General features: G+C 67.5%; 14 protein-coding genes. 12 read left to right on the top strand and 2 right to left on the bottom strand.

Going from position 1 to position 16,803, the window contains the following annotated elements:
- From murD to recN, 12 genes are all read left to right on the top strand, one after another.
- Positions 1-1,392, top strand: a complete 1,392-nt coding sequence (gene murD / locus OCW50_RS04540) for a UDP-N-acetylmuramoyl-L-alanine--D-glutamate ligase (protein ID WP_262296593.1) — start codon at positions 1-3, stop codon at positions 1,390-1,392.
- Between the two features lie 2 nt (positions 1,393-1,394).
- Positions 1,395-2,540 (top strand): FtsW/RodA/SpoVE family cell cycle protein, encoded by a 1,146-nt coding sequence (locus OCW50_RS04535; RefSeq protein ID WP_262296592.1) that lies wholly within the window; start codon positions 1,395-1,397, stop codon positions 2,538-2,540.
- Positions 2,537-3,655, top strand: a complete 1,119-nt coding sequence (gene murG, locus OCW50_RS04530) for an undecaprenyldiphospho-muramoylpentapeptide beta-N-acetylglucosaminyltransferase (protein WP_262296591.1) — start codon at positions 2,537-2,539, stop codon at positions 3,653-3,655. The genes OCW50_RS04535 and murG overlap by 4 nt, the downstream gene beginning before the upstream one ends.
- The gene (gene murC / locus OCW50_RS04525) at positions 3,652-5,067 is read left to right on the top strand and encodes a UDP-N-acetylmuramate--L-alanine ligase (RefSeq protein ID WP_262268170.1); all 1,416 of its coding nucleotides are present in this window, start codon (positions 3,652-3,654) and stop codon (positions 5,065-5,067) included. Before murG ends, murC begins: the two co-directional genes overlap by 4 nt.
- On the top strand, positions 5,067-5,987 hold the full coding sequence (gene murB / locus OCW50_RS04520; RefSeq protein WP_373371303.1) for a UDP-N-acetylmuramate dehydrogenase: 921 nt from the start codon (positions 5,067-5,069) through the stop codon (positions 5,985-5,987). Before murC ends, murB begins: the two co-directional genes overlap by 1 nt.
- A gap of 54 nt (positions 5,988-6,041) precedes the next feature.
- A complete protein-coding gene (locus tag OCW50_RS04515; protein ID WP_262296589.1) occupies positions 6,042-6,965 on the top strand; it encodes a D-alanine--D-alanine ligase in 924 nt (307 codons plus the stop codon).
- The gene (locus OCW50_RS04510; protein ID WP_262296588.1) at positions 6,932-7,927 is read left to right on the top strand and encodes a cell division protein FtsQ/DivIB; all 996 of its coding nucleotides are present in this window, start codon (positions 6,932-6,934) and stop codon (positions 7,925-7,927) included. The genes OCW50_RS04515 and OCW50_RS04510 overlap by 34 nt, the downstream gene beginning before the upstream one ends.
- Positions 7,924-9,246: a cell division protein FtsA gene (gene ftsA / locus OCW50_RS04505; RefSeq protein ID WP_262296587.1), complete on the top strand. Its 1,323-nt coding sequence runs from the start codon at positions 7,924-7,926 to the stop codon at positions 9,244-9,246. The genes OCW50_RS04510 and ftsA overlap by 4 nt, the downstream gene beginning before the upstream one ends.
- A gap of 105 nt (positions 9,247-9,351) precedes the next feature.
- Complete coding sequence (gene ftsZ, locus OCW50_RS04500; RefSeq protein WP_262296586.1) at positions 9,352-11,055, top strand: cell division protein FtsZ; 1,704 nt, start codon at positions 9,352-9,354, stop codon at positions 11,053-11,055.
- Positions 11,056-11,462: 407 nt separating this feature from the next.
- Positions 11,463-12,407 (top strand): UDP-3-O-acyl-N-acetylglucosamine deacetylase, encoded by a 945-nt coding sequence (lpxC, locus tag OCW50_RS04495; RefSeq protein WP_262268176.1) that lies wholly within the window; start codon positions 11,463-11,465, stop codon positions 12,405-12,407.
- Positions 12,408-12,600: 193 nt separating this feature from the next.
- Entirely contained in the window at positions 12,601-13,497 is an 897-nt protein-coding gene (locus tag OCW50_RS04490; protein ID WP_262268177.1) for an outer membrane protein assembly factor BamD, read from the top strand.
- Between the two features lie 12 nt (positions 13,498-13,509).
- The gene (gene recN, locus OCW50_RS04485) at positions 13,510-15,186 is read left to right on the top strand and encodes a DNA repair protein RecN (RefSeq protein WP_262296585.1); all 1,677 of its coding nucleotides are present in this window, start codon (positions 13,510-13,512) and stop codon (positions 15,184-15,186) included.
- Between the two features lie 202 nt (positions 15,187-15,388).
- Here recN and OCW50_RS04480 read toward each other — a convergent pair whose 3' ends face one another.
- Both OCW50_RS04480 and OCW50_RS04475 read right to left on the bottom strand, forming a co-directional pair.
- Entirely contained in the window at positions 15,389-16,093 is a 705-nt protein-coding gene (locus OCW50_RS04480; RefSeq protein ID WP_262296584.1) for a DUF899 family protein, read from the bottom strand.
- A gap of 47 nt (positions 16,094-16,140) precedes the next feature.
- Positions 16,141-16,797 carry a glutathione S-transferase family protein gene (locus tag OCW50_RS04475; RefSeq protein ID WP_262296583.1) on the bottom strand — a complete coding sequence of 219 codons (657 nt, stop codon included), beginning with the start codon at positions 16,795-16,797 and terminating at the stop codon, positions 16,141-16,143.
- Positions 16,798-16,803: the final 6 nt, after the last annotated feature.

Here is a 16,803-nt window from a genome sequence, read left to right as displayed (position 1 = left end):
ATGATCCCCGTCTCCATCTTCGCAGGAAAAACCGTCGCGCTCTTCGGCCTCGGAGGCTCGGGGCTGGCGACGGCGCTGGCCCTGAAGGAGGGCGGCGCGCACGTGATCGCCTGCGACGACAATCCGGCCAAGATGGCGGAAGCCGGCGCGAAGGGCATCGAGACCGCTGATCTGCGCAAGGCCGACTGGTCGCGCTTTACATCCTTCATCCTTTCGCCGGGCGTGCCGCTGACGCATCCCGAGCCTCACTGGTCGGCAAAGCTCGCGCGCGACGCGGGCGTCGAGATCATCGGCGACATCGAGCTGTTCTGCCGCGAGCGGGCGAAGCTCGCGCCGGACGCGCCGTTCGTCGCCATTACGGGCACCAACGGCAAGTCGACCACGACGGCGCTGATCGCCCACATCCTGCGCGAGGCGGGCCGCGACGTGCAGATGGGCGGCAATATCGGCACGGCGATCCTCTCCCTCGACCCGCCGTCCGACGAGCGTATCCATGTGATCGAGTGCTCGTCGTTCCAAATCGATCTCGCGCCCTCGCTCGCCCCCACCATCGGGGTTCATCTCAACCTCTCGCCCGATCACATCGACCGGCACGGGACGATGGAGCTCTATGCGGCGATCAAGGAGCGGCTGGTGGCGAAGGCGGGGCTCGCCGTCGTGGGCATCGACGATCCGATGAGCCGGGCGATCGCCGCGGCCTGCGAGGCGAAGGGCATCAACGTCGCCCGCGTCTCGGTGGAGCCGCTGGACGGCAAGGGCGTCTTCGCGGACGGCGAGACGCTCGTCGGCGTGACGGCGTCCGATGCAGCGCCCATCGCGAGCCTGGCCGGGATCGGCGCCCTGCGCGGCGCGCACAACGCGCAGAACGCCGCTGCGGCCGTCGCGGTGGCCCTGGCGCTGAACGTGTCGCCGGAGACGATCCGCTCCGGCCTCCGGACCTTCCCGGGTCTGCCGCACCGCATGGAAGAGGTCGGCCGGATCGGCGAGGTGCTGTTCATCAATGATTCGAAGGCCACCAACGCGGATTCCACAGAAAAGGCCCTGAAGTCTTTCACGGACATTTTCTGGATCCTCGGCGGCAAGGCGAAGGAAGGCGGCATCGAGCCGCTCACGTCCTACTTCCCGAAGATCCGCAAGGCCTATCTCATCGGGGCCGCGGCGGATGAATTTGCCAGGACGCTCGGATCCGACGTGCCGCATGTCCACAGCGGCACGCTCGACACGGCCGTGGCGCAGGCGGCCGCCGATGCCGAGGCGCGGAGCGGACACGCCGTGGTGCTGCTGTCCCCGGCCTGCGCGTCCTACGATCAGTTTGCGAATTACGAAGTGCGCGGAAACCATTTCCGCGATCTGGTCCGGGCCTTGCCCGGCCTTGAAGCCAGGGGGGCTTGAAGATGGTGTCACGCGCGGAACGCTCGGCCTTCGGCGATTGGTGGTGGACTGTCGACCGCCTGCTCCTCGCCGGTCTCGCCATCCTCATGCTGGCGGGCCTCGTCTTCCTCATGGCGGGAGGCCCGCCCGTGGCGGAGCGCCTCGGGCTCTCCACGTTCCATTTCGTGAACCGGCAGGTGATGTTCCTCATCCCGGCGCTGTTCATCATGATCCCCGTGTCGTTCCTGTCCCTGCGCCACATCCGGCGCCTGGCCCTGCTGGTCTATGCGATCGGCATAGGGCTGATCCTGCTGGCCTTCCAGTATGGGCCGGAGATCAAGGGCGCCCATCGCTGGATCATGATCGGCCCCCTCGGCCTCCAGCCGTCGGAATTCGTGAAGCCCGCCTTCGTGGTGCTGTCCGCCTGGGCGTTCTCGGAAGGCGCGCGCCGCAAGGACGTGCCCGGCACGCTGCTCGCCTTTCTCCTCCTGCCCGCCACCATCGTGCCGCTGATCCTCCAGCCGGATTTCGGCCAGACCATGCTGGTCACCATCGTGTGGTGCGGCCTGTTCTTCATCGCCGGCCTGCACTGGTTCTGGGTCATGGGTCTCGGCGGCGCCGGTCTTGTGGGCATCGTGGCGGCCTATGAGTTCCTGCCGCACGTACGCGCCCGAATCGAGCGCTTCCTCGACAAGGATTCCGGAGACACCTTCCAGGTCGACACCGCGATGGAATCCTTCTCCCGCGGCGGCTGGCTCGGTCGCGGCCCGGGCGAGGGCACGGTCAAGCGCATCCTGCCCGATGCCCATACGGACTTCATCTTCGCCGTCACGGCCGAGGAGTTCGGAATCATCGTGTGCATCGCCCTGCTGGTGGTCTTCGCCTTCATCGTGCTGCGCGGCCTATCGCTCGCCCGGCGCAACGAGGACACGTTCTGCCGCCTGGCGGCCACCGGACTCATCTTCATGTTCGGCCTGCAGGCCTGCATCAACATGATGGTGAACGTCCACCTCATGCCGGCCAAGGGCATGACGCTGCCCTTCATCTCCTACGGCGGCTCCTCGCTTCTGTCGCTCGCGCTCGGCATGGGCTTCCTCATCGCCCTCACGCGCCGCCGGCCCCGGGCCGAGATGCTGGACAACCTCAATCAGGACTGGCCGCGCGGATGACCGCTCCCCTCATCCTCCTGACCGCCGGCGGAACCGGCGGTCATCTTTTTCCGGCCGAAGCGCTGGCCAATGCTCTGAAGGCCTCCGGCGCTTCAGTGGCGCTCGCCACCGACAAGCGCGCCAACGCGTATGCGGGCTCGTTCCCGGCCGACGAGATCGTCGAGATCCCGTCCGCCACGCCCTCGGGCCGCTCGGTGCCGCAGATGGCCAAGGCGGCGCTGCTCCTCGGGCGAGGAACGATCAAAGCCGCCTCCCTCATCCGGCACATAAAGCCGGCCGCCGTGGTCGGCTTCGGCGGCTATCCCACGGTCCCGCCCGTTCTCGCCGCGTCGTTCCTCAAGGTCCCGACGGTGATCCACGAGGCGAATGGCGTCATGGGCCGCGCGAACCGGCTGCTCGCCCGCCGCGCCAGCGTGATCGCCACGGGTTTTCCTGTCACCAAGGGCGTACCGGCGAACGTGCCGGGCCGGGTCATCCATACGGGCAACCCGATCCGGCCCGCGGTGCTGGAGGCGGCGAAGCTGCCCTATGCGGGCCTGCAGCCCGATGGAAAGCTCCGTCTCCTCGTGGTGGGCGGCAGCCAGGGCGCCCGGGTGATGAGCGACGTGGTGCCTCCGGCCGTCGAGCGCCTCTCGCCGGATCTGCGTGCGCGCCTTTCCGTCACCCAGCAGGCGCGGGGCGAAGACCTGGAGCGGGTCCGGGCGCATTACCGGAATCTGGGTGTGGAATTCGAAGCAGAGCCCTTCTTCAAGGACCTGCCGCATCGTCTGGCGCAGGCCGGTCTGGTGGTTTCGCGCTCGGGCGCCTCGACGGTCGCGGAACTGGCCGTGATCGGCCGGCCCTCGATCCTCGTGCCCCTGCCGGGCTCCCTCGATCAGGACCAGGCGGCCAACGCCAAAACGCTCGGAGATCTGGGCGCTGCCATCGTTTGTCCGCAATCGGACTTCACCCCTGAGCGGCTGGCAAATGAAATTCAGCTCTTTTTTCAAGAGCCTGACCGCTTGACCAAAGCCGCCGCCGCTGCACATAGCGCCAGAATCACGGATGCGGCGGAGCGTCTCGCTCAGGCCGTTCTCACCCTCATTGCATCGAACAATAACGGAAAAGCCTCATGAAACTGCCGCCGAAGCTGGGTCCCATTCATTTCATCGGTATAGGCGGCATCGGCATGTCGGGCATCGCCGAGGTCATGCACAATCTGGGCTACACGGTGCAGGGCTCGGACGCCGCCGACAACTACAACGTGAAGCGCCTGAGCGACAAGGGCATCAAGACCTTCATCGGCCACAGGGCCGAGAACGTGGAGGATGCGGAGATCGTCGTGGTGTCGACCGCGATCAAGCGCGACAATCCGGAGCTGAGCGTTGCCCGCGAGAAGCGCCTGCCGGTCGTGCGCCGGGCGGAAATGCTCGCCGAGCTCATGCGGTTCAAATCCTGCGTGGCGGTGGCCGGCACCCACGGCAAGACCACCACCACGTCCCTGGTCGCCACCCTCCTCGATGCGGGCGGGCTCGATCCGACGGTGATCAACGGCGGCATCATCAACGCCTACGGGACCAATGCCCGCATGGGCGACGGCCAGTGGATGGTGGTGGAGGCGGACGAATCCGACGGCACCTTCCTGAAGCTGCCGGCCGACGTGGCCATCGTGACCAACATCGACGCCGAGCATCTCGACCATTTCGGCACCTTCGACGCCATCAAGGATTCCTTTCACTCCTTCATCAACTCGATTCCGTTCTACGGCTTTGCCGTGATGTGCATCGACCATCCGACCGTGCAGGACCTGGTGGGGCGCATCGAGGATCGCCGCATCATCACCTATGGCGAGAACCCGCAGGCCGACGTGCGCCTGATGGACGTGGATTCCCGCGGCGGCCAGAACCGCTTCCGCGTGATGATCCGCGACCGGCGCCCCGGCTTCCGTCTCGAGCTTGAGGATCTCGTCCTGCCGATGCCCGGCGCGCACAACGCCCTCAACGCCACGGCGGCCATCGCCGTCGCCCACGAGCTCGGCGTCACGCCGGATGCGATCCGCAAGGCGCTCGGCGGGTTCGGCGGCGTGAAGCGCCGCTTCACCCGCACGGGTGACTGGAACGGCGTCACGGTGTTCGACGATTACGGCCACCATCCCATCGAGATCGCCGCGGTGCTCAAGGCCGCGCGCGCCTCCACGGACGGCCAGGTGATCGCCGTGGTGCAGCCGCACCGCTACTCGCGCCTGTCGTCCCTGTTCGATCAGTTCTGCACCTGCTTCAATGACGCCGACGCGGTCATCGTGGCGCCGGTCTACGCGGCGGGCGAGCAGCCGATCCCGGGAGCGGACCGCGACAGCCTCGTGTCGGGCCTCAAGGCCCGCGGCCACCGCAACGTGATGGCGCTCGAGCGGTCGGAAGACCTCGCAGGCCTCGTGAAGGGCATCGCGAGGCCGGGCGACTACGTGATCTGCCTCGGCGCCGGCAACATCACCCAATGGGCCTATGCCCTGCCGGGCGAACTCGACGCGCTGGGCGAGAAAGCCGCGTGATGTTCGCCGACATCGTTCCCGACCTGAAAGCCCGCATGCCGGACCTGCGCGGCAAGCTGGAGGCGAACGCCCCGACCGCGCCGCTGTCCTGGTTCCGCACGGGAGGGCCGGCCCAGGTGCTGTTCACCCCGGCCGACCAGGACGATCTCGCCTCTTTCCTGCGGGGGCTCGACCGCACCGTGCCGGTCCTCGTGGTGGGCCTCGGATCGAACCTTCTCGTCCGCGACGGCGGATGGGAAGGCGTCATGATCCGCCTGGGCAAGGGCTTCGCCGAGGTGTCGGTGGAGCCCGGACATCGCGTGCGCGCCGGCGCCGGCGCCCCCGACGTGAAGGTGGCGCGCGCGGCGGCGGAGGCCGGCATCGCCGGTCTGTCGTTCCTGCGCGGCATTCCCGGTGCGGTCGGGGGAGCGCTGCGCATGAACGGCGGCGCCTACGGGGGCGAGACGAAGGACGTGCTTGTCGAGGCGAAGGGCGTCACGCGCACCGGCGAGGCGGTGAGCTTCACCAACGCGCAGATGGGCTTCACCTATCGTCATTCGAGCGTGCCGGACGACGTGATCTTCACCGAGGCCCTGTTCGAGGGCCGCCCGGGCGACCCGGACGAGATCCTGGCCGAGATGAACGCCATCACGGAGGCGCGCTCCTCGACCCAGCCGGTGAACACCCGGACGGGCGGATCGACTTTCAAGAACCCCCCGGGCCGCAAGGCATGGGAGCTGGTGGACGCGGCGGGCTGCCGCGGGCTTCGCATCGGCGACGCGCAGGTCTCGGAAATGCACTGCAACTTCCTGATCAATCACGGCTCCGCCACGGCGGCCGAGATCGAGGGGCTGGGCGAGGAGGTGCGCCGCCGGGTCCGCGAGACGTCGGGCGTCGAGCTCGAATGGGAAATCAAGCGGGTCGGCATCGCGAAGGCCTGATCCGAATCACGTTCAATTCCCGGTGTCGCCGGGGCGCATGACAGGGGAAGATCCATGGCGAAGCACGTTGCCGTTCTCTATGGCGGCTGGTCGGCCGAGCGCGAGGTGAGCCTCAATTCCGGCCGGGCCTGCTGCCGGGCCCTCGAGGAGCAGGGCTACAAGGTCACCCCCATCGACGTGCAGCCCGACATCGCCACCGTTCTCCAGGCGGTCGCGCCCGACGTGGTGTTCAACGCCCTCCACGGGCGCGTGGGCGAGGATGGGACCATCCAGGGTCTGCTCGAAATCTTAAGGATTCCCTATACCCATTCCGGTGTCCTCGCCTCGGCGCTCGCCATGCAGAAGGACAAGGCCAAAATGGTCATGGCGGCCGCCGGCGTGTCGGTGCCGCAGGGGAAAGTCGTTAACCGTTTGGAGGCGGCGAAAAGCCACGTCCTGCCGGCGCCCTACGTGGTCAAACCGATCAGCGAGGGCTCGTCGGTGGGCGTCATCATCGTCCGCGAGGACCGCTCCCATCCGCCCCAGGAGCTGACCCGGGACGATTGGGCCTTCGGCGAGCAAGTCCTTGTGGAATCATACGTTGCGGGCCGGGAACTCACCTGCGCGGTCATGGGCGACCGGGCGCTCGGGGTCATCGACATCCAGCCTGCCACCGGGGTCTTCTACGATTACGATGCGAAATATGTGAAGGGGGGCTCCATTCACGTCCTCCCGGCAGAAATTAAACCGAATATTTACCAAAAGGTCCAAGAGTTGGCGTTAACGGCGCATCAAGCGCTCGGCTGTCGGGGAATCAGCCGCGCCGACTTGCGGTACGACGACACTCCTGGGGGAACCGGGGAACTCGTCGTTCTTGAAGTCAACACGCAACCCGGCATGACCGAGACGAGCTTGGTGCCAGAACTGGCAGCCCACGCGGGCTATTCGTTTGGCGAGCTTGTGCAATGGATGGTGGAGGACGCTACCTGCAACCGATGACGGCCTACCCGGCCGGATTCGACGTTGCGCGCCCTGCCTCCGCGGGGTGGGGGAGCGGGGGCGCTCCCGTCAGGAAGCCCTCGCGAATCACGAAGCTCTTCGGTTCTTCGCGCGGCGTCCGCCGTCGCCGTCGCTCGGCCGGCATGCCCATCGAGCAGCGCCTTCCGCGTTTCCTCGGGAGCGGCCTGGCGCTCGGGTTCTTCGCCACCGTGGTGGGCTTCGGCCTCTGGCAGGGCGGTCATATCGACGGTTTCATCCGTGACTACGGCGAGCCGCATCATGCCCTCGCGCGCGCCGTGGGCCTGGGCCTCGACCAGGTGACGATCTCCGGCATCTCGCAGATGAGCGAGGGCGAGGTCCTGGCTGCGGCGGGAATCAATTCCAAGCAGTCGCTGGCCTTCCTCGACGTGAACGATCTACGCGAGCGCCTGGAGCGCGTTCCGATGATCAAGTCGGCCACGGTGCGCAAGCTCTATCCGAACGAGCTCGTCATCACGCTCACCGAGCGGGAGGCGCACGGGATCTGGCAGAACAACGGCGAGCTGTTCGTCATCGCGGCCGACGGCACCGTGATCGACCTGATGCAGGACGAGCGCTATGTCGATCTTCCCTTCGTGGTGGGGGAGGGCGCCAACACCCGCAGCAAGGAATATCTCGCGCTGCTCGACGCCGCGGGCCCGCTCAGGGGCCGCATCCGCGCCGGCACCCTCGTGGCCGGGCGCCGCTGGACGCTCAAGATGGACAACGGCATGGACGTGCGCCTGCCGGAGCTGAAGGCCGCCGACGCGCTGGCCCGGCTCGTGAAGCTCGAGAACGAGCAGAAGATTCTGGAGAAGGACGTTCTGGCGATCGATCTGCGCATGGCGGATCGCGTCGTCGTCCGGTTGACGGAAGAGGCAGCCCTGGCCCGCGCCGAGGCGCTCAAGAAAAAACCAATGCGCGGCAAGGGGGTCGACACATGAGTCTCTCGGGTCACGGTTTGACGCCACGCTTGAAGCCGCTGTCGGCGCGCAAGAGTGCCATCCTGTCGGTCCTGGATATCGGCACGAGCAAAATCGTCTGCGTCGTGGCGGAACTGAAGCCGGCCGACGAGGTCGAATCCCTGCGCAGCCGCACCCATGTGGCGCGCATCCTCGGCATCGGCCACCAGCGTTCCATGGGCCTCAAGGGCGGCGTGGTCGTCGATCTCGAAGCGGCCGAATCGGCGATCCGTCAGGCGGTCCATGCCGCCGAGCGGATGGCGAAGGTCGAAATCCAGTCGGTGATCGTCAACCTCACCGGCGGGCGCCTCGCGTCGGAGCATTTCGAGGCGCACATTCCGGTGCGCGGGGCCGTCGGCCCCGGGGACGTCCACCGCGTTCTCGATGCGGCGTCGAGCTACGATCTGCGCCGCGGCCGGACCGTTCTTCACGCTCTGCCCACGGGCTTCTCGCTCGACCAGCAGCACCACATCGTCGATCCCGCCGGCATGATCGGCGAGCGGCTCGGCGCGGACCTGCACGTGGTCACGTCGGAGGCCGCGGCGGCGCGCAACCTGATGCTCGCCGTCGAGCGCTGCCATCTCGGCGTCGAAGCCGTGATCGCGACGCCCTACGCGGCCGGTCTCTCGGCGCTCGTCGACGACGAAGCCGACATGGGCTGCGCCGTGGTCGACATGGGCGGCGGCACCACGAGCGTCGGCATCTTCTCCAACGGGCATCTGGTCCACACCGATGCCATCGCGGTCGGCGGCCATCACGTGACCATGGACATCGCGCGCGGTCTCACGACCCGCGTGTCCGCCGCCGAACGGCTCAAGACTCTCTACGGCTCCGCCATCACGTCGAGCGCGGATGACCGGGACATGATCGCGGTGCCGCAGGTCGATGAGGACGAACGCGACGTTCCGAACCATCTGCCGAAGTCGCACCTCGTTCGCATCATCAAGCCGCGGGTCGAGGAAGTTCTCGAACTCGTGCGCGACCGGTTGAAAGGCGCGGGCTTTGCGGCCCAGGCCGGACGGCGGGTCGTGCTGACGGGCGGCGCAAGCCAGCTCGTCGGGCTGCCGGAAACGGCGCGTCGCATCTTGCAGGGCCAAGTTCGTGTCGGGCGTCCGCTCGGCATCAAGGGCCTGCCCGAAGCGGCAAAGGGCCCCGCCTTTTCGGCGGTGGTCGGCCTCCTGGTTTATCCCCAGGTGGCGCATATCGAGTATTTCGAGCCGCGGTCCAGCGGCTTGTTTCAGAGTACGGGAACCGACGGCTACTTCTCGCGAGTGGGCCGGTGGATTCGCGAGAGTTTTTAAGTCGAGTAACGCGTTGGCGCGGCGGGCCATCGTGATGAGTTCAAGTCAACAAGGGTCAGCGTCCGCCAAACGCTCATCAGTATAAGGCCAGAAGAGGCACAGGTCATGGCTATCAATCAGCAAGCTCCGGACATCCGGGAACTCAGGCCGCACATCACGGTTTTCGGCGTCGGCGGTGCCGGCGGGAATGCCGTGAACAACATGATTGAATCGGGTCTTGAGGGCGTCGAGTTCGTGGTGTCGAACACCGACGCCCAGGCTCTGGCCTCCTCCAAGGCGCAGCGCGTGATTCAGATGGGCGTCCAGGTCACCGAGGGCCTCGGCGCCGGGTCGCAGCCGGAAGTCGGCCGCGCGGCGGCCGAAGAGGTGATCGACGAGATCCGCGATCAGCTCGCCGGTTCGCACATGGTGTTCATCACCGCCGGCATGGGCGGCGGCACCGGCACGGGCGCGGCTCCGGTCGTAGCCCGGGCGGCCCGCGAACTCGGTATACTGACGGTCGGCGTCGTCACGAAGCCGTTCCAGTTCGAGGGCGTGCGCCGCATGCGTCTGGCGGAAGCCGGCATCAACGAGCTGCAGCAGGCGGTGGACACGCTCATCGTGATCCCGAACCAGAACCTGTTCCGCGTCGCCACGGAGAAGACGACCTTCGCGGACGCCTTCGCCATGGCCGACCAGGTGCTCTATTCCGGCGTCGCCTGCATCACCGACCTGATGGTGAAGGAAGGCCTCATCAACCTCGACTTCGCCGACGTGCGCTCCGTCATGCGCGGCATGGGCAAGGCCATGATGGGCACCGGCGAGGCTTCCGGCGAGAAGCGCGCCATCCGGGCGGCCGAGGCGGCCATCGCGAACCCGCTCCTCGACGACGTGTCGATGAAGGGCGCGCGGGGCCTGCTCATCTCGATCACGGGCGGCAACGATCTCACCCTCTACGAACTGGACGAGGCCGCGACCCGCATCCGCGAGGAGGTGGACCAGGATGCCAACATCATCCTCGGCGCGACCTTCGACGAGAGCCTGGAAGGCATCATCCGCGTGTCCGTCGTGGCGACCGGCATCGACCACGCCATGCTCGAGAACGGCGGCGATCTGACGGCCACCGAGCAGCGGATCTCCGAAGTGGCCGAGCGCCTGCGCGCCGAGGCCCGGGCCCGTGCAACCTCGACCCAAGCCACGCCGACCTTTCGCTCCGCCGCCCAAGCCGAACCGGTGAAGGCGGCTCCGACCCTGTCCCAGAGCGCGGCCGCCCTGGCTCCGGCCCCGGTCGCCGCGGTTGCTCCCATGGCGGTCGCCCAGCCGGTCGAACCGGCTCCGCAGCCCGTGATTCGCGACGACGTGGTCCTCACGCCGGCTCAGCCCCGCCAGGCCCTGGCCTACGAGGCTCCGGCTCCGCAGCAGCCGATCTACGAGGAACCGGTGGAGCAGGGGGCCTTCATCCCGCCGCAGGCGGAGCGCGCCATGCGGCCGGCCCGGATGCCGAGGATCGACGAACTCCCGATGCCGGCCCAGAACCAGATCCGGGCCAGCCGCGGCGAGGAGGCGGCCCACGAGCACAAGCCGTCCCTGATCCAGCGCCTCGCCACCATCGGCTTCGGCCGCCGCGAGGAGCCCCAGCACGCGCCTGTCGAGGCACGCCAGGAAGCGCCGCGCCAGCCGATGTCCTCGGTCCATGCGGAGTATGCCCGCCGGCCGGTTCCGTCCCAGGCCCAGCGTCCCGCGCAGGCCCCGATGGCCCAAGCTCCCCGGGCTCACTCGGAGGACGACCAACTGGAGATTCCCGCCTTCCTGCGCCGTCAGGCCAACTAACTTGACCTAAAGCATCGGACCCAAAAGTGGACTTGCACTTTTGGGATCCATCCGATTCTTTCTTCTTGAATGAGAGCATCGGTCAGGACGGAAAACCGGATCCACGTTTCCGTCCGATGCCCTAACGTAACATTAGGAATTGTTACAGAAGGCCCCCAGCCGGATGCGGCTGGGGGCCTTCTTTGTTAAAAAACCATTAACATCAACGACTTGCGAGTTATCCCAATTGTAACACAAAGTAAGAAAGCGTGATTTGGCCTAGCCTGGCAGGGGGACTAAGGTGCCCACACATCAAAGGGGCAGCGCTAATGAGAAGCCTGCCGGTCGGAAGTCACAAAGCAGCAAATGCAGCTTCCCCGGCGAAACAGGCTCAGTTTGGCGACAAGGGTAGTTGAGGTTCAGGACTAATGAAGCAAAGCCAGCAAACCACGCTTCGCGCCGCCGTGACCCTCGTTGGGACCGGAGTCCATTCCGGGGATGAAGTGAAGATGATCCTTCATCCGGCCGAAGCGAACCATGGCATTGCTTTCCTGCGCACCGGCCTGTCCGGTGGCCTGGACCGACTGATCGACGCTCGGCATCTGGCGGTGACCGCCACCGAGCTCTGCACGGTGATCGGCGACCGCGACACGGGCGCGGTCGCCACCATCGAGCACCTCATGGCGGCTCTGTCCGGCCTCGGCATCGACAACGTGCTCGTCGAGATCGACGGGCCGGAGGTTCCGATCCTGGACGGCAGCTCGGCCCCGTTCATCGATGCGATCGACCAGGTGGGCATCGCGGTTCAGGGCGCGACGCGTCGCTACCTCAAGGTGCTCAAGCCCGTACGCGTGACGCAGGGCAAGGCCTTTGCCGAGCTTCTTCCCAACGACCGCGCCTTCCGCCTGGACGTGGAGATCGATTTCCCCACCCCGGTGATCGGCCGCCAGCGCAAGGCCATCGACCTGTCACCCTCGGTCTTCCGCCGCGAGATCTCCCGCGCCCGCACCTTCGGCTTCATGCGGGACGTGGAGAAGCTCTGGAGCGCCGGCTTCGCGCTCGGCGCCTCTCTCGAGAACACGGTCGCCATCGGGGACGACGGCATCATGAACCCCGAGGGCCTGCGCTACGCGGACGAGTTCGTCCGTCACAAGCTGCTCGACGCGGTCGGCGACCTGTCCCTGGCCGGACTGCCCCTGCTCGGCACCTACCGGTCCTATTGCGGCGGTCACCGCATGAACTTCTCGGTGCTCGAGGCCCTGTTCTCGAGCCGCTCCAACTATGCCATCGTGGACGCCATTCCGCGGCGCGAGACGGGCTATGCCGAGATCGGCAGCATGGCCGCCTCGGTTCTCGCTCCCGAGATGCACTGAGGCGACCTCCGGCGGCCCTGTCCTTCCGCTCCAGGAGGCAAGCGCCCATTGGCCGCATGATTTCGTGCAGGCTTTCTTAATTCCTGTTGGGTAAACCATCACGTATGGGCTTGGCTCTGGCCCCATGCTTGGGCTAAAGAACGCTCGGTGCATCGTTAAAACATCGGGCACGGTTTTTGGAGGACCGCGAGGCATGTCGTTCGCGAAGGCTTATGCAGGTATGAAAGGCGCGTCCGCCCGCGCTCTGATCCTTGGCGTCTGCGCCTTGGGGCTCGCGGGCTGCGAATCCCTTTCGTCGCTCAATCCGTTCGACAAGAGCGAGACCTACAAGCCCGAGATCGTCACGGGGGCCCCGGCGGAAGAGATCTACAACGACGGTCTGGCCCGGGTGCAGAAGGGCGATTTCAACGGCGCGGTGAAGAAGTTCAGCAGCCTCGACAAGCAGTTCCCGTATTCCGAATGGTCCCGCAAGGGCCTGATCATGGAGGCCTACGCCAACTACGAGGGCGGCTTCTATGAGGAATCCATCACGGCGTCCAAGCGCTACCTCCAGAGCTATCCCAACACGTCGGATGCGGCCTACGCCCAGTACCTGATGGCGTCGTCCTATTACGATCAGATCCCGGACATCACCCGCGACCAGGAGAAGTCCGAGCGCGCCATTCTGGCCCTGCAGGAGCTGATCCAGCGCTATCCGACGTCCGAATACACGGCCGACGCCCGCAAGAAGCTCCAGGTGGCCAGCGACCAGCTCGCCGGCAAGGAGCTGGAGGTCGGGCGCTTCTACCTGCAGAAGCGCAACTATGCCGGTGCCATCAACCGCTTCCGCACGGTGGTTGCGCGCTACCAGACGACCCGCCACGTGGAAGAGGCCCTCGAGCGCCTCACCGAGGCCTACATGGCCATGGGCATCGTCAACGAGGCGCAGACAGCAGCCGCCGTTCTCGGCCACAACTTCCCTGACAGTCCCTGGTACAAGGACGCCCACGCTCTGCTGACCAAGGGCGGCGTCGAGCCGCGCGAGGATTCCCAGTCCTGGATCAGCAAAGCCTTCCGCGGCGTTCCCCAGGTCAGTCAGCGCACGGGCTAAGCCTCACCCTCCATGCTCATCCAGCTGGCGATTCGCGATATCGTCCTCATCGACAGGCTTGAGCTTCACTTCCATGAGGGCCTGAGCGTCCTCACGGGTGAGACAGGCGCGGGCAAGTCGATCCTGCTCGATGCCTTCGCCCTGGCCCTCGGCGGCCGCGGCGACGGCAGCCTCGTGCGTCATGGCGAGAACCAGGGGCAGGTCACGGCCGTGTTCGACTGCCCGCTCGACCACCCGGCCCGCCGCATCGCGGCCGATGCCGACATCGATGTCGACGGCGATCTCATCCTGCGCCGCGTGCAGGTGGCCGACGGGCGCACCCGCGCCTTCGTCAACGACCAGCCCGTGAGCGTGCAGGTGCTCAAGGCCATCGGGGCGACCCTAGTCGAGATCCACGGCCAGCACGACGACCGCGCCCTCGTCGATCCCGCCACGCACCGGGCCATCCTCGATGCCTTCGGCGGCCTTGCGGGCGACGTCCAGGCGGTGGCCGAGGCCTCGCGCCGCGCCCGCGAGGCGCGCCATGCCCTCCACGAGCACCGCGGCCGCATCGAGAAGGCCCGCAAGGAGGCGGATTTCCTGCGCCACGCGGTCGAGGAGCTGACCACCCTCAATCCGCGGGCCGGGGAGGAGGAAGCTCTGGCCGAGCGGCGGGTCGTCATGATGCAATCCGAAAAGGTCGCCCAGGATCTCAACGAGGCCTACGAGGTGGTCGCCGGCAACACGTCGCCGGTCAACGAGCTCTCGGCCGCCGTCCGCAAGCTCGAGCGCCGGGGCACCCAGGCGCCGGCGCTGGTGGAGCCCAGCGTCAAGGCGCTCGACGCCGCGCTCGTCGCCATCGACGAGGCGAGGGCGGCCCTTGAGGAGGCGATCCGCGCCACCGAGTTCGACCCGCGCGAGCTGGAGCAGGCGGAGGAGCGTCTCTTCGCCCTGCGGGCCGCCGCGCGCAAATACGATGTTCCGGCCGATGAGCTCGCCGCTCTGCGCACGCGCTTCGAGGAGGACGTGGCTGCCATCGACGCGGGCGAGGAGCAGCTGGCCGGCCTGGAAAAGGCCCTCAAGGAGGCCGACGACGCCTATGTGAAGAGCGCCAAGGCGCTCTCCTCCGGCCGGAAGAAGGCCGCCCAGGCGCTCGACGCCGCCGTCCAGGCCGAGCTGCCGCCCCTCAAGCTGGAGCGGGCCCGGTTCATCACCGACATCCAGATCGACGAGACCAGCCGGGATCCCTCCGGTTTCGAGCGCATCGAGTTCTGGGCCCAGACCAATCCCGGCACCCGCCCCGGCCCTCTGATGAAGGTGGCGTCGGGCGGCGAATTGTCCCGTTTCATGCTGGCCCTGAAGGTGGTGCTGGCGGACAAGGGCTCGGCTCCGACCCTGGTCTTCGACGAGATCGACACCGGCGTCGGCGGCGCGGTGGCGGACGCCATCGGCCAGCGGCTCGCGCGGCTCGCGCGCAAGGTCCAGGTCATGGCCGTCACCCATGCGCCCCAGGTCGCCGCCAAGGCCGGCAGCCACTTCCTCATCGCCAAGGAGGGGGTGCGCGGAGCCGAGGACCGGGTCGCCACCCGGGTGATCCCGCTCGAAGCGACGCCGCGCCGCGAGGAGATCGCCCGGATGCTCGCCGGCGCGACGATCACCGAGGAGGCCCGCGCGGCCGCGGCCCGGCTGCTCGAGGCGGCCGCCCACTGAGGGACCGCCATGGTGGGCTGATCGATCCACCGGAACGTCGTCACCGGCCCTGTGCCGGCGACCCCGATCGGACAAGCGCGGCGTTTCACGCAGTCGAGATGGCCGGGACGAGCCCGGCCATGACGCGGCAGATGGTCCCCGGCGCACGGCGTGCGGGAAGGGATCCCCTGCTCAACCGTGCGCTATCGATGATCGTCCCTTGTCACACCCCGTAGTTCAGCTTCGGGTACCAGTCCGCGCCGCGCCCCTCGGGGGTCATGTCGAGCATGGTCCACAGGGGCGCGAGATCGGGAGCGCCGCGGGGGTCCTGGCCGGGATCGGCGGAATCGCCGGTCATCTCGCCGCTCCAGAAATGCCGGATCGTCCCGTCCCGGCGGGTGAAGACGTTGAGGCCGGGGATTTCCGTGCCGTCCGGCAGCACCCCGTGATAGTCGCGGGAATAATGGCCGTCGAGGTCCGAGTAGAGCTTCAGGTTCGACCAGCCGCGCTCTCTCTTCCAGGCGACGAGCCGCTCGATCGGCGAGCGTGCCACGACCGCGAGCGCCATGCGCTGCTGGATGTCGGCGCCGTTGCCTTCGAGTCCGCCGAGCAGGTTGGTGCACATGGGGCAGGGGCGCTCTCGTTCCGGCCCGAACATGTAGCTGTAGACGGCGAGCGTCGGCTTGTCGCCGAAGAGGTCGGCGAAGCCCGCCGGCCCGTCCTCCCCCTCGAAGCGGTAATCGCCAGTCACCTCGCCGCCGGGCGGAAGCGCGCGGCGCTGGGCGGCGACGCGCTCCAGATGGCGGCGCAGTTCGATCTCCTCCGCCAGCAGGGCCGTGCGCGCGGCGCGGTACTCGGGGCTTTCATTCGGAAAGCGGACCGGCGAGCGGCGCGCGAGGTCCGCCGCGGGAACGAGCGTCTGGGACATGGAGGGCTCCGTCGTGAGGTCCATTCAGGCTTGCCGGGATGTCCTGGTCAGGCGGTCGCGGGCGCGTTCTCGCGAAACGGCTGCAACTGCGCCTCCAGGGCTTTCTTGAAGGCCGGCCGCCCGGTGCAGCGGCCGACATAGGCGCCGAGACTGGCGTAGCGCTCCAAGAGCCCGGTCTCGACCAGCTCGCGCAGGACCATGGCCATCATCAGGTCGCCCGCCGTGAAGCGGTCCTCGAGGAAGTCCCGGTCACCCAGCCAGGCGCCGAGAGAGGCCAAGCGCTTGCAGAGCATGGCCTCGGCCTGCGGCCGGCGTTCCCTCGCCCAGGCCTCGCCGGCGTGGAAGACGTCGAGCTGAACCAGGTTCTGCACGAAGGGCTCAACCGAGTTCAGGGCGGCGATCACCCAGGTCATGACCCGAGCCCGGCCCGCTTCGTCTGCCGGCGCGAGGGCCTCGGACCGCATCGCGAGATGCAGCACGATGGCGCCGGATTCGAAGATCTCCACCGCCTCGTCCCGGTAGGCCGGAACCTGCCCGAAGGGCTGCCATTCCCGATAGGCCGTGGTGGCCTGGATGGCGGGGTCGATCAGGGTCGCCTCGTAGGGGAGGCCGGCCTCCTCGAGGGCCCAGCGCACGCGAAGATCGCGCACATAGCCTTGCGCGAAGGGCGGCACCCACTTGAAGGCCGATACATGGATGGTCATGGCATT

Origin of the sequence: Microvirga sesbaniae, from assembly GCF_025460805.1 — a bacterium.
Taxonomy (GTDB): domain Bacteria; phylum Pseudomonadota; class Alphaproteobacteria; order Rhizobiales; family Beijerinckiaceae; genus Microvirga; species Microvirga sesbaniae.
The sequence above is the reverse complement of the archived record's forward strand: the minus strand, read 5'-3'. Positions and strand labels throughout refer to the sequence as shown.